Genomic DNA, 14,166 nt, shown 5'->3' with positions numbered 1-14,166 from the left:
CGCCATACCCGCACCATGACTAGCTCCGCAGCCGCTACGCTGAAGCCTTTGGCCGCCCCTTCTTCGCGGCGCTGGCCGCAGCGGCCGACCCTGCAGTTGGAGACCCTGGTGCTGCTGTGTGTCTGTTTTTTCCTGCTGGCCGGTAACGGACCGTTCTGGCGTGCGGCCATGGTCGGGCGCAGCTGGGAAGATGCGTCGACCTGGGGTTTTGCCGCAGCCATGTTCTGGGCCTTCGCGGCCTTTTATTTCGCTTTTGTCGCGCTGCTGTCCACCCGTCTGACGGTGAAGCCGCTGCTCACCGTGTTGGTGCTGTGTACGGCTTTTGCCTCCTGGTACATGGACCGGTATGCCATCTACCTGGACCCGGCCATGCTGCGCAACGTGCTGGCCACCAATGTCCAGGAGGCCAGGGAACTGCTGGTCTGGGGCATGCTGCCGCAGCTGCTGTTGCTCGGTGTCCTGCCGGCGGCGCTGTTGTGGTGGCCTCGCTTGAAGCCGCGCAGCCTGCGTCGTGCGTTTGGTTTGCGCCTGGCCTGGGTCGCCGCGGCCCTGGTGGTCGGGGTGCTGAGTCTGCTGCTGGTGTTTGCGGATTTTGCGTCGCTGATGCGCAACCACCGCGAGGTGCGCTACCTGCTGACCCCGGGCAATGTGGTGGCCTCCCTGATCGGCAATACCTGGGGTGGTGTCAAACGCCCCAACCAGGCCCGGCTGCCGGTGGGGGCGGATGCCAAGATGGGGGCGGCCTGGGGCGGCCGCAGCCGACCTGTGCTGTTTGTGCTGGTGGTGGGTGAGACGGCTCGCGCGCAGAATTTCTCGCTGAATGGTTATGCCCGGCCAACCAATCCGCAACTGGCACAGCGCGACGTGATCAATTTTCCACACGCAACGGCCTGCGGCACCTCGACCGAGGTTTCCTTGCCCTGCATGTTTTCGCCTTTTGGCCGCGCGAACTATGACGAGGACAAAATTCGCTCGCACGAATCGCTGCTGCATGTGCTGGCGCGTGCTGGCTTCAAGGTGCTCTGGCGTGACAACCAGTCGGGCTGCAAGGGTGTCTGCGACGGCCTGCCCACCGAACAGGTGGACCATGCCAGCGTGCCGGCGTTGTGTGCCGAAGGGCAGTGTCTGGACGAGGTGTTGCTGCACGGCATGGAGGGCATCGCGCGTGATGCGGCGGGCAATTTGCTGGTGGTCATGCACCAGCTCGGCAGCCACGGACCGGCTTATTACAAGCGTTACCCAGCAGTGTTCAAGCGGTTTACCCCGGCCTGCGAAAACGAAGACCTGCGCGGCTGCACGGCCGCTGAAATTGTCAATGCCTACGACAACTCGCTGCTCTACACCGACTTCTTTCTGTCCCGGGTGATCGACTTCCTGGACCGCTCCCAGAAAAACTACGACACCGCCATGCTTTATGTGTCGGACCACGGCGAGTCATTGGGCGACAACGGGCTGTACCTGCATGGCATGCCTTACCCGATTGCGCCCGATGTGCAAAAACGCGTGCCCCTGGTGATGTGGTTGTCACCGGCTTTTCGCGACAGCTTCAAGGTCAACCAGGACTGCCTGCGATCGCGCGCCGGTGCCGAGGTCAGCCACGACAACCTGTTTCATTCGCTGCTGGGTGTGCTTGACGTCGAGACCCAGGCCTACAAGCCCAAGCTCGATTTGTTTGCCCCCTGTCGGCCCGCCCCGGCGCGGGCGGTCAAGGGGCCGGAAAACGCACCGTGACCCGCAGGCCGATGCCGCCTGGCCCGTCTTCCAACTGGATGACGGCGCCGTGGCGCTCGGCGACGGCATGCACGATGGCCAGGCCCAGCCCGCTGCCGTGTGGCGTGGTGTGGTCGGTATGGTCGGCGTGCCGGCTGTTCTGGCCTCTGTAAAAACGCTCAAACACCCAGGGCCGCTCTGAGGCCGCGATGCCCGGCCCGGTGTCGGTGACCGTCAGGCAGGACAAACCGTTTTCCAGGCTCGCCCCGACGTCAACGCGGCCGCCCACCGGTGTGTGGCGCAAGGCGTTGTCCACCAGGTTGTCCAGCAAAATCGTCAGTTGCTGGGCATCAGCGGCGACGGCCGGCATGCCTTCGGCCACGGCGCCCAGGTCTATGTTTTTGGCATCGGCGCGGGCGCTGAAACGGCTGACGCTGCTGCGCGCCAGGCCGGCCAGGTCGACCGGTTCGCGGTGCAGGGCCGGCGTTTCGGGCGCCAGCCGCGACAGCTGCAACAATTGTTCGATCAGGTGCTGGGCCCGGTCTATGCCGGTGCGCAATTCGGCCAAAGCGGCTTCGCGCTGTGGCTCATCACCCGCGCGCTCCAGCAATTGCAGCTGCAGCCGTAAGGCCGTGACTGGCGTGCGTAACTCATGGGCCGCATCGGCCAGCAAATGCTGCTGCAGCAAGAGCGCGGCGCCTAGCCGGGCCATCAGGTCGTTGATTGCCCCTATCAGCAGGTGTAATTCCGGCGGATGGGCGGTAAGCGCGATCGGGTGCAGGGCCCGGGCGCTGCGTTCCGTGATTTCGTTGGCCGCCAGCGCCAGCGGCGCCAAGCCCCGTCGCAAGGCGAAGGTCAGCAAGGCGGCCAGCAGCAGCAACATCCCCAGAGCCGGCAGGATCAGTGTGGAGCTGGTTTCGCGCGCCAGCGCCTGGCGTTCACTGTCGCGCTGCGCCGCCTGGACAATGCCGTCCTCCAGCACGATGGTGTAAAGATGCCATGACTCCGTGCCAATTTTGACCCGACTCAGCCCGCTGCGTGAGCGAAAGGGCAGCGGGATCACGGGGGCGGAGCTGTGCAGCAAGGTGCCATTGCGCGTCCAGGCCGCGGTGACAAACTCGAACTTGCCGTATTCCTCATAGACCTTGGGCAATTGGTCGGCGATGCGCGGGATGCGCGTCATGCCGTAGGTGCCGTGGTGGTTGGCCACCGCCAGCGCCACCTGCTTGAGGTTGTCCTCGAACACCTCGTCCATTTCACGGATCAGTGTCAGGTAGGAACTGGCGATCAGCAGGCTGGCGCCCAGGGCCAGCGCGCCCATGGCCCAGACCAGGACCCGGCGCTGGATGGATTGAACCGGATGTGTGTTCATGGCGCCACCACCTTGTAACCGACGCCGCGCACATTGCGTATGGTGTCGGCGCCCAGCTTGCGGCGCAGCTTGTGCAGATGCACTTCGACCGCGTTGCTGCCTATCTCTTCGGTCCAGCCGTAAATCGAGTCTTCCAGCTGCTCGCGCGAGAGCACGGCGCCGGGGCGCTGCATCAGGGTTTCCAGCAGCGAAAATTCGCGGGCCGACAGTTCCACGGTATTTCCTTTGAGGCTGACCTGTTTGTGCACCGGGTCAAGGATCAAATCGCCGCATTGCAGCAGGGGCGAGCCGCCGCCGGCATGGCGGCGCAGCAGGGCACGCACACGGGCGATGAGTTCGTCCAGATCGAAAGGCTTGAGCACGTAGTCGTCGGCGCCCGCGTTGAGCCCGGCGATGCGGTCGGCCACAGCGTCGCGGGCCGTGACGATCAGCACCGGAATCGCATTGCCGCGTGTGCGCAGGCCCCGGAGCACGGCCATGCCGTCCTGGCCGGGCAGACCCAGGTCCAGCAAGGCCAGGTCGTAGACGCCGTTGCCCAGGGCCCGTTCGGCGGCCAGGCCGTCCATGACCCAGTCCACGGTGAAGCCGGCGTCGCCCAGACCCTGGCGGACCGCGCGGCCAATCATGGTGTCGTCTTCGATCAGCAATAACCTCATGGTGTTGGCTGACGATGGTGCGCGACAAAATGGATCAGCTGTGTACACAAGTCGTCCTGGCCCAGCAGGTGCTGCCTGGCCGTGTCGGTCCAGGTCGACCAGGCGTCTGGGTCCAGCGCCGGCACCTGGTCTTCCAGGCCGTTCCAGGCGGCGTGAACACGCCGCAGCGAGGCTGGCGCGTCCAGCCGGTCCAGAAAGGCCTGCAGCTTGACCTGGTGAGCCTGGTCGGCTTGCGGGTAAACCTGCCAGACCAGGGCCTGGCCAGCCCAAAGGGCGCGTACCACCGAGTCTTCACCGCGCACAAAGTTGAGCTCGCAAGCCCAGAGCAGGTGGTCAAAATCGATTTGACTGAGCAGCGGAAGGTATGAAATTGATAGCTGATCGCGCCCGTCCTGCCTGGGTTGAGGCCACTTTTGATCATTAAGAATGGCTTTGACCGCGTGGCTGGCGCGTCCGTCCGCCACCAGCAGCCGCACCGGCTGGCCGTTCAGGCCGTGTTGCGCCAACTGCGTCAGCAGGCCAGCGAGCGCGGGTGGTTCGTAGCAAAACAGCGAGACCAGTGTTTCACCTTGCCAGGCGATGCCGCGCTCCGCCAGCCAGGCCGCACGGTCAAAGCCGGCCTGGCGGTCCAGCAGCGTGGGTTCGCGCAACAGGCCGCCGGTGGCGGGTGTGAAGCCGGGGTAAAAAAACCACTTGGTCCAGCCGGCCGCCGGGCCGCGCTGTACCGGCGAGGGCAGGGCGTGGTTACGCTCCACATAAGGCTCGGCGGACAGGTATTCGAGGTTGATCCATACAGGTTTTTGGACTGTATCGCTGATCTGGTCGGCGCAGGCAGCTATGAATTCAGGAGCAATCTCACAGCCGAAGGCTTCCACCAGCACCTCGCAGGGCGCGGCGTTGAGGCGCAGGATGTTCATGCCCAGCGGTTCCAGCCAGGGCAACACCGTGACGCCGTCGCAACCCTCGGGTGCCATCCAGCACAAAGCCGACGCATCGTCCACCCAAAGCCGCACGCGATGGCCGCGCGAAGCCAGCTCGGCGCTCAGGCGCCAGCAGACGCCGATGTCGCCATGGTTGTCTATGACTTTGCAAAAAATGTCCCACTGCAGACTGCGATTCATTCCCGGATTGTCCACAATATGGCATTGGCCGCTCAAAGCGGTCTTGGCGCCTGTTCACGATCCCCATGACCCAAACTCACGAATTTGATCCCCAACTGCTCAGCGAGGTCGCGGCGCTGCCGGCCATGCCGGGCGTCTACCGCTACTTTGACGCGGAAGGCACGGTGTTGTACGTCGGCAAGGCGCGCGACCTGAAAAAGCGGGTGTCTACCTATTTTCAGAAAAACCATGGTGGTACACGCATCGGTCACATGGTGACCAAAATCGTGCGTATGGAAACCACGGTGGTACGCTCCGAGGCCGAGGCGCTGCTGCTGGAAAACAACCTGATCAAGACGTTGCACCCGAAGTACAACATCTTGTTCCGGGACGACAAAAGTTACCCCTACCTCAAGCTGGCGTCCCACGATTTTCCGCGTGTGGCCTATTACCGTGGTGCGGTCGAAAAAAAACACCGCTACTTCGGGCCGTATCCCAGTGCCTGGGCGGTGAAAGAAACCATTTTGCTGCTGCAAAAAGTGTTCAAGCTGCGCACCTGCGAAGACACAGTGTTCAACAACCGCACGCGGCCCTGTTTGCTGTACCAGATCAAGCGCTGCTCGGCGCCTTGCGTTGGCCATGTGTCGCCCGAGCAATACACGTTGGACGTCGCCAATGCCGAGCGATTTCTGCAGGGGCAGGCGCAGGAGATTTTGAGCGAGCTGGAAAAACAAATGCGCGACCACGCCGAAAAGCTGGAGTTCGAGCAGGCGGCCGAGTTTCGCAATCAGATCGCGGCCCTGTCCAAGGTCTTGCACCAGCAGTCCATGGAAACCGGTGGCGACAAGGACGTGGATATCCTGGCGGTCAAATTGCATGGCGGCAAGGCCTGCGTCAATTTGGCGATGGTGCGCGGTGGCCGGCATCTGGGCGACCGGCCGTATTTTCCGACGCATGTTGAACACGCGGCCGATCTGGCCGGTCTGGATGAAGCCAGTGCCGGGGAGGGTGGCGAGATTCCCGTCGGCGGTCCTGCCAAACGCCTTGAAGCGCTGGTGCTCGAAGCCTTTATTGCGCAGCACTATATTGATGTGCCGGTGCCGCCTGTGCTGGTTTGTAGCGAGCCGGTGGACAAGGCACTTATTAGCGCGCTCACCGTGCAGTCCGGCAGCAAGGTCAACGCGATTTTCCAGCCGCGCGAGCAACGGCGCATCTGGCTGGAGATGGCGCAAAAAAATGCCGACCTCCAGCTGGCCCGCCTGCTGGCCGAGCAGGGTTCGCAGCAGGCCCGCACGCGGGCACTGGCCGAAGCGATGGAGTTACCGTTGGACAACCTGGAGGCGTTGCGTATCGAGTGTTTTGATATTTCGCACACGGCCGGCGAGGCGACCCAGGCTTCGTGTGTGGTGTTCCACGGCCACAAGATGCAAAGTGCCGAATATCGCCGCTACAACATCGAAGGCATCACGCCGGGTGACGATTACGCCGCCATGCGCCAGGTCTTGATGCGTCGTTACAGCAAGCTGGCGGAAGCGGCGCGCAACAACACCGCCAGGTTGCCCGACCTGGTGCTGATCGACGGCGGCAAGGGCCAGGTGTCCATGGCGCGCGAGGTATTTGAAGAACTGGGCCTGGACCTGGGCCTGATCGCTGGTGTGGAAAAAGGCGAAGGCCGCAAGGTCGGTTTGGAAGAACTGGTGTTTGCCGACGGCCGCGACAAAGTTTATCTGGGCCGCGACTCGGCCGCCTTGATGCTGATTGCGCAGATCCGCGATGAAGCCCATCGTTTTGCCATCACCGGCATGCGCGCCAAACGCGCCAAGGTCCGGGTCGGCGCCAGTCGGCTGGAGGATATCGCGGGCATAGGCCCCAAACGGCGCGCCAGTTTGTTGCAGCGTTTTGGCGGCATACGCGGTGTGGGTTCGGCCAGTGCCGAAGACATCGCCACGGTTGAAGGCATTTCCCGGGATCTGGCTGAAGAAATCTACCGCGCCCTGCACTGAAGCGGCCGTGGCATCTCGCAGGATGCAGAAGACGTTTTTGCGCAACGCACGCTGGCAAAGACGGGCTATTTCGGGGCTGCTTTGGGTCGTGCCAACCTGCGCCGACTGGCTCATGCCAAAATCAGCTCATGTTTCTGACCATACCCACCTTGATGACCTGGACCCGCATTGTTGCGATTCCCTTGATTGTGGGCATCTTCTACCTCGACATATCACCCGCCAGCCAGAACCTGATTGCGACCGTGATGTTTGTGGTTTTTGCTGCCACCGACTGGCTGGATGGTTTTCTGGCGCGCAAGCTGAACCAGACCTCCTCCTTCGGCGCCTTTCTGGATCCGGTGGCCGACAAGTTCCTGGTCTGCGCCGCGCTGCTGGTGCTGGTGCATTTGCAGCGCGCCGATGTGTTTGTGGCGCTCATCATCATCGGGCGCGAAATTGCGATCTCGGCCTTGCGCGAATGGATGGCCATGATAGGCGCGACAAAAAGTGTGGCGGTGCACATGCTAGGCAAGGTCAAGACCACGGTGCAGATGGTGGCCATTCCTTTCCTGCTGTTTGACGACATCTTGTTCGGCGTCATCAACACCCATTCTTGGGGCACCTGGCTGATCTGGCTGTCTGCCGTCCTGACGGTCTGGTCCATGATTTATTACCTGAAAAAAGCCATTCCAGAAATCCGCGCCCGCGCCAAATGAGCACGTCGGGGCCCAACACGGCCTTGATCAAGGCGATGCCCGCCGTTTTTGTGCTGATCTGGAGCACGGGGTTTATCGTCGCCAAATACGGCCTGCCTTACGCACCGCCGCTGAGTTTTCTGGCCATTCGTTATGCCTTGTCGCTGCTTTGTTTCCTGGTCTGGATTGCCATCGCACGTGTCGCCTGGCCCAGCAGCCGGGCCCAGTGGTTACATCTGGCTGTCACCGGCATTCTGATTCACGCGGGTTACCTGAGCGGGGTCTGGTCGGCCATCAAGGGTGGCATGGGTTCCGGTTTGTCGGCGCTGATTGTGGGTTTGCAGCCGGTGCTGACGGCGGTCTGGGTTTCCCGGATGGGGGAGTCCGGCCAGGGCGAGAGCCGCGTCAGCGCAAGGCAGTGGCTGGGCCTGGTGCTGGGCCTGGGGGGCTTGTTGCTGGTGGTGTCGCGCAAATTCGGCACGGGCAATGAAGTCACCTTGTACACCCTGGGTTTTGCGGTGTTTGCGCTGTTCAGCATCACCATTGGCACCTTGTACCAGAAGCGTTTTGTCCAGGCAGCCGATGTCCGCAGTGCCAATGCCATACAACTCGGCTCAGCCTTGCTGGTGACCCTGCCGTTCGCCATGCTAGAGGTCGAACCCGTGCAGTGGACCGCCGGTTTCATGGGCGCACTGGCCTGGTCGGTTTTGGGGCTGACGCTGGGCGGCAGCTCCTTGTTGTACCTGTTGATACAGCGTGGCGCGGCCACCGCTGTGACCAGCCTGTTGTACCTGGTGCCGCCGACCACGGCCTTGATGGCCTGGCTGTTGTTTGGCGAGTCCATCACCGTGGTCACGGTGGCGGGCACGGCGCTTACGGCGCTGGGCGTGAGCCTCGTGGTGCGGCCCGCGAAGCCGGTGGCAAGTTAACCTTCCACGGCGCACCCTGAAACTGCGTCAACAAAAAATCGATCAGCAGGCGGATACGCCGCGGTGAATCCGCGCGGTAGGGCGCCAGCCAGTGGATGTCGGCGTCGGGCATGGCGTAACCCGGCAACACACGCACCAGTTCGCCCGAGGCCAGTTGCGGGGCGATATCCCAGAGGCTGCGCAGCATGATGCCGTGACCCGCCAGGCACCAGTCGCGTACCAACTCGCCGGAGTTGCTCGACAGCGGGCCCTGCACGCGTACCCGTGCCGGTGTTTTCTCCCGGTCTTTGTAGAGCGGCCAGATATCAAAATGTTGGCCCGTGGCATTGCCGTTTTCGCGCGCAATCAGGCAGGCGTGGTTTTGCAAGTCTTCCAGGCTGATGGGTGCGTCATGCTGCCGGATGTAGCGGGGCGAGGCCACCAGCACGCGCTGGTTGCGCGCCAACCGGCGTGACACCCATTGCGCGGCCTGCCTGCCCTCGACTTGCCAGAGCCAGATCGCGCCATCAAATCCGTCGGCGGCCAGGTCCGGCAATTGCTCGGTCAGCTGCAGCTGGATGTTGATGCGCGGATAACGTTCCTGGAAACTGGCCAGCGCCGGCCCCAGCCAGAGCCGCCCAAAACCAAAGGTCGCGGCCAACCGGATCAGGCCCGTGGGTTCTGCCTTGCGCTCCTGAAGTTCCGCTTCCAGCGCGCTAAAACCGCGCAGCAGGACTTGCGCACGTTCACAGACGGTCTCGCCTTCGGCTGTCGGGCTCACGCGCCGGGTGGTGCGTTGGAACAGGCGCTGGCCCAGGCGTGCTTCCAGCGCGGCGAGCCGTTTGGTCACCACAGGGGGCGCCACGTCCAGGCTGAGCGCGGCGGCGCTCAGGCTGCCGTGGTTGCGCACGGCCAATACAAGTTCCAGATCGCTGCGGTCCATTCATGCCTGTAAGGAAATAATTGATTGCCTGATTATTGCTTGAATAGGGTGGCCGTCTTCTGCAAAATCGACCCAACACTGAAAATCACAGGAGACAGGCATGAACCACACACGGGCCGCTGAAGAAGCCAAAGGCAACAAGGCCGTTTGATGTTCGAGGGTTTTGTTGTATCCGACATCGATGGCCCCGCAGGCAGCTTGCGTACCTTGCGCGCAGGCCACGGTGCACCGCTCTTGCTGATCCACGGCCATCCGCAGACTCATGTCATGTGGCACAAGGTGGCCAACGACCTGGCCAGTCACTTCACCGTGGTGTTGATGGACTTGCGTGGGTATGGCGATTCAGCCCGGCCGGTCAGTGACGCTGAACACCGCCCTTATTCAAAACGCGCCATGGCACTGGATGCCCTGGCCGTGATGCAGCACCACGGTTTTGAACAATTCCAGGTGCTGGCGCATGACCGCGGCGCACGTGTGGCACATCGCCTGGCGCAAGACCACCCGGCCAGGGTCCAGCGGCTGATGCTGCTGGATATCGCGCCCACGCTGGCCATGTACGAGAACACCTCCCAGGCCTTTGCGCGAGCGTATTGGCATTGGTTTTTCCTGATCCAGCCGCCGCCCTTGCCTGAAGCCCTGATTGAGTCCGATCCTGTGCGTTATCTGCGCAGCGTGATGGGCAAGCGCCACGCCGGACTGGCCGCCTTTGCGCCGGAGGCGTTGGCTGAATACGAACGTTGCGCGCAGATTCCAGGCACGGCCATGAGTATCTGCGAGGACTACCGGGCCTCGGCCAGCATCGACCTGGACCATGACCGTGCCGATGTGACGGCGGGACGCCAACTGATACAGCCGCTGCGTGTGTTGTGGGGTGGACACGGTGCGGTCGGACAGTGTTTTGATGTGCTTGACTTCTGGCGCGAGCGCGCCGTTGACGTGTCGGGACGCAGCCTGCCTTGCGGGCACTACATGGCCGAAGAGGCGCCGGTGCTGCTATTGGCCGAAGCCCTGAATTTTTTCATCCCTCAATCAAAGGATCACCCATGAGCAAACCCATGACCTCCAACACCGGCAAAAAGAGAATTGCCGTCATCGCCGGCGACGGCATTGGCAAGGAAACCATGCCCGAAGGCATCCGGGTGATGGAGGCTGCGGCTTCCAAGTTCGGGATCGACCTGCAATTCGATCATTTCGATTTTTCCAGCTGGGACTATTTTGAGAAACACGGCAAGATGATGCCGGACAACTGGAAGGAGCAGATCGGCGGCCACGACGCGATTTATTTTGGCGCCGTGGGTTGGCCCGAAAAAATCGCCGACCATGTGTCGCTGTGGGGCTCGCTGCTGCTGTTCCGCCGCGAGTTCGACCAGTACATCAACCTGCGCCCCGCGCGCCTGATGCCAGGCATCATCGCGCCTGTGGTGCGGCGCGATGGCAGCCCGCGCCTGCCCGGCGAGATCGACATGTACATCGTGCGTGAAAACACCGAAGGTGAATACTCCAGCATAGGCGGTCGCATGTACGCCGGCACAGAGCGCGAGATCGTGATGCAGGAGAGTGTGTTCTCTCGCGTCGGTGTGGACCGTGTGTTGAAGTTTGCCTTTGAGCTGGCGCAATCGCGTCCCAAGAAACACCTGACCAGCGCGACCAAGTCCAACGGGATTGCCATCACCATGCCTTATTGGGATGAGCGGGTGGTCGAGATGGCAAAGGCTTATCCCGATCTCAAGCTCGATAAATTTCACATCGACATCTTGACCGCGCATTTTGTCCAGCGCCCGGACTTTTTTGATGTGGTGGTGGCCAGCAATTTGTTCGGCGACATCCTGAGTGACCTGGGCCCGGCCTGTACCGGCACCATCGGTATTGCCCCCAGTGCCAACCTCAACCCGGAGCGCAATTTCCCATCGCTGTTTGAACCGGTGCACGGTTCGGCACCGGATATTGCCGGCCGCAACATTGCCAATCCGATAGGGCAAATTTGGTGCGGCGCCATGATGCTGGAGTTTTTAGGGCACAAGGATGCGCATGATGCGGTTCTTGCCGCGATTGAAAAAGTGCTCAGTCCCGGCAGTGGTGCACCCCGCACGCCAGACCTGGGTGGTACCGCCACCGGCACCGATGTGGGCAAGGCCATCGCGATGGTACTGGGCTGAAACGAGACGTCTGCAAGCCTCTTGGCGGCCCCTGAAATACAGGGTGTGCATACGATTGGGCGGAGAAAGCTTGAAAAAAAAGACTAGAATCCGCCACCGCACGTTGTAAAAATCTGATGTTGTATTGACACGATAGGAGTCCATGGCTCTAATTGGAATCAGCAGAAGATCTGCACATGCCGCTCCGCTGCCATCTTTTCACAGATGTCCAGGGAGATTCAAGAGACAACCAGATTAACTTTTTTTATCAACGAGGGGCTCCTTGTGAACAAGACTGAACTGATCGAGCACATTGCCAAACATGCTGACATCTCCAAAGCTGCCGCGACGCGTGCACTGGAGGCCACCATTGGTGCTGTCAAAACAACACTGAAAAAAGGAGGCGCTGTGTCTCTGGTGGGTTTTGGCACTTTTGCAGTGGGTAAACGTGCTGCCCGTACCGGCCGCAACCCACGCACCGGCGATGCGATTAAAATCAAGGCAGCCAAAGTGCCAAAGTTCCGTCCAGGCAAAGCGCTCAAGGACGCACTGAACTGATGCACATGAAGTAAAAGTTGAGGTGGGGTGCTTAGCTCAGTTGGTAGAGCAGCGCCCTTACACGGCGTAGGTCGGCGGTTCGAGCCCGTCAGCACCCACCACCAAAGACTAGACAAAGGCGAACAAATGGTTCGCCTTTTTCATTGATGGCTTAACCCCAATGGCCGATTGACAGCCGCAAGGAAATTCGAGATGTTTGATTTCATTCGCAAGCACACCAAGATCACCATGGGCTTGCTTTTTTTGCTGATTGTCCCGTCCTTCGTGTTGTTCGGCCTGGACGGCTACAACCGCTCGCAGCAAAACACCGCCGTGGTTGCCAAGGTCAACGGCCAGGACATCCAGCAGCATGAGTGGGATGTGGCGCATCAAAACGAGGTGACTCGGCTCAAGGCGTCGATGCCGACGCTGGATGCCAAGCTGCTCGATTCTCCCGAAGCCCGTTACGGCACGCTGGAGCGTCTGGTGCGCGACCGGGTGCTGGCCGCAGCGGCAGAGAAGAGCAATCTGGTGGTTCCGGATCAAAAGTTGCACAGGCTGTATGCCGAAGACCCGGCGATTGCCGCGTTCAGATTGCCTGACGGTAAATTCGACCGTGCGGGTTTCCTGGCACAAACCGGCACGACGCCGGAAGCTTACGAAGCCGGCTTGCGCGCTGACCTGTCGACGCGACAAGTCCTGCAAGCCGTGGCTGGCAGTGGTTTTGCGCCTAAAGCCGTGGCGGACATGTCACTCAATGCTTTTTTTCAAAAGCGTGAGGCGCAGATCGCCCGCTTCAATACCGCCGATTACGCGGCCAAGGTCAACCCGAGCGAAGCCGAACTGGAGCAGTTCTACAAGGACAACCAGGCTTTGTTCCAGGCGCCTGAGCAGGCCAGCATCGAATATGCCGTGCTCGATATGGATGCTGTGAAAAAAGGCGTCACGGTCAACGAACAAGACCTGAAAACCTATTATGAGCAGAACGCTTCGCAACTGGCCGGCAACGAAGAGCGCCGCGCCAGCCATATCCTGATCGAGGCGCCGGCCAGCGCTCCGGCCGCAGACCGTCAGAAGGCCAAGGAAAAAGCCGAGCAGTTGCTAGCCGCCATCAAAAAGGCGCCGGACTCGTTTGCCGAGCTGGCCCGCAAAAACTCAAGCGACACCGGCTCCGCCGCTGCGGGTGGTGACCTTGATTTTTTCTCCCGCAAGGCCATGGTCAAGCCTTTTGCCGATGCTGCTTTTTCCATGAAAAAGGGCGACATCAGCGATGTGGTGGAAACCGAGTTTGGTTACCACATCATCAAGCTGACGGACATCAAGACGCCCAAGCAGAAGAGTTACGAAGAGCTCAAGCCCACGCTGGAAGCCGAGCTGAAGCAACAGCTGGCGCAAAAGAAGTTTGCAGAGACCGCCGAGTCCTTCAGCAATTCTGTGTATGAACAGTCCGACAGCCTGCGACCGATTGCCGAGCGCCTGAAGCTGGACGTCAAAACGGCCAGCAAGCTGGCCCGCAGCCCGGTCCCAGGCACCACCGGTGTTTTGGCCAATCCGAAATTCCTGGAAGCCTTGTTCTCGCCCGACTCGGTGGAGAAAAAGCGCAACACCGAAGCGCTGGAAGTTGGCCCCAGCCAAATGGTCTCTGGCCGTATCACGGAGTACACAGCCGCCAGGACCTTGCCCTTCGCAGAAGTCAAGGCCCGCGTGCGTGAGCGTCTGCAGCAGCAGCGCGGTGCCGAACTGGCGCGCAAGGACGGCGCTGAAAAGCTCGCCGCCTGGAAGGCCAATCCGGCGTCAGCGACTTTGCCGGCGGCTGTGGTGGTGTCGCGCGAGCAGGCGCAACAACTCCCGGTCGCCGTGCTCAAAGCCGCATTGAGTGCCGATACCGCTGCCTTGCCTGCACTGGTTGGTGTGGATCTGGGTGTCCAGGGTTACGCCGTGGTCAAGGTGCTCAAGGTGTTGCCGCGTGATACGCCGACGGCGGCCATCGCCCAGCAGGAGCAGTCGCAGTACGCTCAGTGGTGGACCTCGGCAGAAGGCTTGGCCTACTACAACATTTTGAAAGAGCGTTTCAAGGCCGATATCAAGGTCGCCAGGCCTGCCGAACAAAAATCCGGCACATAAAACG

Annotated in this window: 12 protein-coding genes and 1 tRNA gene; 9 read left to right on the top strand and 4 right to left on the bottom strand. The window is 61.4% G+C overall.

Annotation, left to right across the window (positions count from 1 at the left end):
- Positions 1 to 15 precede the first annotated feature (15 nt).
- The gene (locus tag R6254_RS05575) at positions 16 to 1,731 is read left to right on the top strand and encodes a phosphoethanolamine transferase (RefSeq protein WP_318405052.1); all 1,716 of its coding nucleotides are present in this window, start codon (positions 16 to 18) and stop codon (positions 1,729 to 1,731) included.
- Here R6254_RS05575 and R6254_RS05570 read toward each other — a convergent pair.
- Genes R6254_RS05570 through earP form a run of 3 tightly spaced genes read right to left on the bottom strand, consistent with a single transcriptional unit; the run spans position 1,706 to position 4,859 of the window.
- A complete protein-coding gene (locus tag R6254_RS05570; protein WP_318405051.1) occupies positions 1,706 to 3,082 on the bottom strand; it encodes a sensor histidine kinase in 1,377 nt (458 codons plus the stop codon). The two genes, R6254_RS05575 and R6254_RS05570, sit on opposite strands and share 26 nt — an antisense overlap.
- A complete protein-coding gene (locus R6254_RS05565) occupies positions 3,079 to 3,738 on the bottom strand; it encodes a response regulator (protein WP_318405050.1) in 660 nt (219 codons plus the stop codon). Before R6254_RS05565 ends, R6254_RS05570 begins: the two co-directional genes overlap by 4 nt.
- The gene (earP, locus tag R6254_RS05560; protein WP_318405049.1) at positions 3,735 to 4,859 is read right to left on the bottom strand and encodes an elongation factor P maturation arginine rhamnosyltransferase EarP; all 1,125 of its coding nucleotides are present in this window, start codon (positions 4,857 to 4,859) and stop codon (positions 3,735 to 3,737) included. The genes R6254_RS05565 and earP overlap by 4 nt, the downstream gene beginning before the upstream one ends.
- Before the next feature lie 65 nt (positions 4,860 to 4,924).
- On the opposite strand from earP, the gene uvrC reads away from it, so the two are divergent.
- The 3 genes from uvrC (at position 4,925) to R6254_RS05545 (ending at position 8,444) form a co-directional block, all read left to right on the top strand.
- Entirely contained in the window at positions 4,925 to 6,841 is a 1,917-nt protein-coding gene (uvrC, locus tag R6254_RS05555) for an excinuclease ABC subunit UvrC (protein ID WP_318405048.1), read from the top strand.
- A gap of 128 nt (positions 6,842 to 6,969) precedes the next feature.
- On the top strand, positions 6,970 to 7,536 hold the full coding sequence (pgsA, locus tag R6254_RS05550; protein ID WP_318405047.1) for a CDP-diacylglycerol--glycerol-3-phosphate 3-phosphatidyltransferase: 567 nt from the start codon (positions 6,970 to 6,972) through the stop codon (positions 7,534 to 7,536).
- Positions 7,533 to 8,444, top strand: coding sequence for a DMT family transporter (locus R6254_RS05545; RefSeq protein WP_318405046.1), 912 nt, complete (start codon positions 7,533 to 7,535; stop codon positions 8,442 to 8,444). The genes pgsA and R6254_RS05545 overlap by 4 nt, the downstream gene beginning before the upstream one ends.
- Here the strand turns inward: R6254_RS05545 and R6254_RS05540 are convergent.
- Positions 8,389 to 9,366 carry a LysR family transcriptional regulator gene (locus tag R6254_RS05540; protein ID WP_318405044.1) on the bottom strand — a complete coding sequence of 326 codons (978 nt, stop codon included), beginning with the start codon at positions 9,364 to 9,366 and terminating at the stop codon, positions 8,389 to 8,391. The genes R6254_RS05545 and R6254_RS05540 overlap by 56 nt on opposite strands.
- A 150-nt stretch (positions 9,367 to 9,516) precedes the next feature.
- Here R6254_RS05540 and R6254_RS05535 point away from each other — a divergent pair, with 150 nt between their 5' ends.
- The 5 genes from R6254_RS05535 (at position 9,517) to R6254_RS05515 (ending at position 14,162) form a co-directional block, all read left to right on the top strand.
- The gene (locus tag R6254_RS05535) at positions 9,517 to 10,413 is read left to right on the top strand and encodes an alpha/beta fold hydrolase (protein WP_318405042.1); all 897 of its coding nucleotides are present in this window, start codon (positions 9,517 to 9,519) and stop codon (positions 10,411 to 10,413) included.
- Positions 10,414 to 10,421: 8 nt separating this feature from the next.
- The gene (locus R6254_RS05530; protein ID WP_318405220.1) at positions 10,422 to 11,522 is read left to right on the top strand and encodes a tartrate dehydrogenase; all 1,101 of its coding nucleotides are present in this window, start codon (positions 10,422 to 10,424) and stop codon (positions 11,520 to 11,522) included.
- Positions 11,523 to 11,726: 204 nt separating this feature from the next.
- Complete coding sequence (locus R6254_RS05525) at positions 11,727 to 12,059, top strand: HU family DNA-binding protein (RefSeq protein WP_489685526.1); 333 nt, start codon at positions 11,727 to 11,729, stop codon at positions 12,057 to 12,059.
- A gap of 25 nt (positions 12,060 to 12,084) precedes the next feature.
- Positions 12,085 to 12,160 (top strand) — tRNA-Val (locus R6254_RS05520).
- A 91-nt stretch (positions 12,161 to 12,251) separates the two neighbouring features.
- The gene (locus R6254_RS05515) at positions 12,252 to 14,162 is read left to right on the top strand and encodes a SurA N-terminal domain-containing protein (protein ID WP_318405041.1); all 1,911 of its coding nucleotides are present in this window, start codon (positions 12,252 to 12,254) and stop codon (positions 14,160 to 14,162) included.
- Positions 14,163 to 14,166: the final 4 nt, after the last annotated feature.

The sequence above is a fragment of the Polaromonas potterensis genome, from assembly GCF_033446725.1.
Taxonomy (GTDB): Bacteria; Pseudomonadota; Gammaproteobacteria; order Burkholderiales; family Burkholderiaceae_C; genus Polaromonas.
This window is presented reverse-complemented; position numbering and strand designations above follow the sequence as displayed.

Bases quoted from the DNA above. Each gene is read 5' to 3' on its own strand.
- R6254_RS05540 (WP_318405044.1), bottom strand. From the start codon at position 9,366: ATGGACCGCAGCGATCTGGAACTTGTATTGGCCGTGCGCAACCACGGC.
- pgsA (WP_318405047.1), top strand. From the start codon at position 6,970: ATGTTTCTGACCATACCCACCTTGATGACCTGGACCCGCATTGTTGCG.
- R6254_RS05565 (WP_318405050.1), bottom strand. From the start codon at position 3,738: ATGAGGTTATTGCTGATCGAAGACGACACCATGATTGGCCGCGCGGTC.
- R6254_RS05515 (WP_318405041.1), top strand. From the start codon at position 12,252: ATGTTTGATTTCATTCGCAAGCACACCAAGATCACCATGGGCTTGCTT.
- uvrC (WP_318405048.1), top strand. From the start codon at position 4,925: ATGACCCAAACTCACGAATTTGATCCCCAACTGCTCAGCGAGGTCGCG.
- R6254_RS05570 (WP_318405051.1), bottom strand. From the start codon at position 3,082: ATGAACACACATCCGGTTCAATCCATCCAGCGCCGGGTCCTGGTCTGG.
- R6254_RS05525 (WP_489685526.1), top strand. From the start codon at position 11,727: ATGTCCAGGGAGATTCAAGAGACAACCAGATTAACTTTTTTTATCAAC.
- R6254_RS05575 (WP_318405052.1), top strand. From the start codon at position 16: ATGACTAGCTCCGCAGCCGCTACGCTGAAGCCTTTGGCCGCCCCTTCT.
- R6254_RS05535 (WP_318405042.1), top strand. From the start codon at position 9,517: ATGTTCGAGGGTTTTGTTGTATCCGACATCGATGGCCCCGCAGGCAGC.
- R6254_RS05530 (WP_318405220.1), top strand. From the start codon at position 10,422: ATGACCTCCAACACCGGCAAAAAGAGAATTGCCGTCATCGCCGGCGAC.
- earP (WP_318405049.1), bottom strand. From the start codon at position 4,859: ATGAATCGCAGTCTGCAGTGGGACATTTTTTGCAAAGTCATAGACAAC.
- R6254_RS05545 (WP_318405046.1), top strand. From the start codon at position 7,533: ATGAGCACGTCGGGGCCCAACACGGCCTTGATCAAGGCGATGCCCGCC.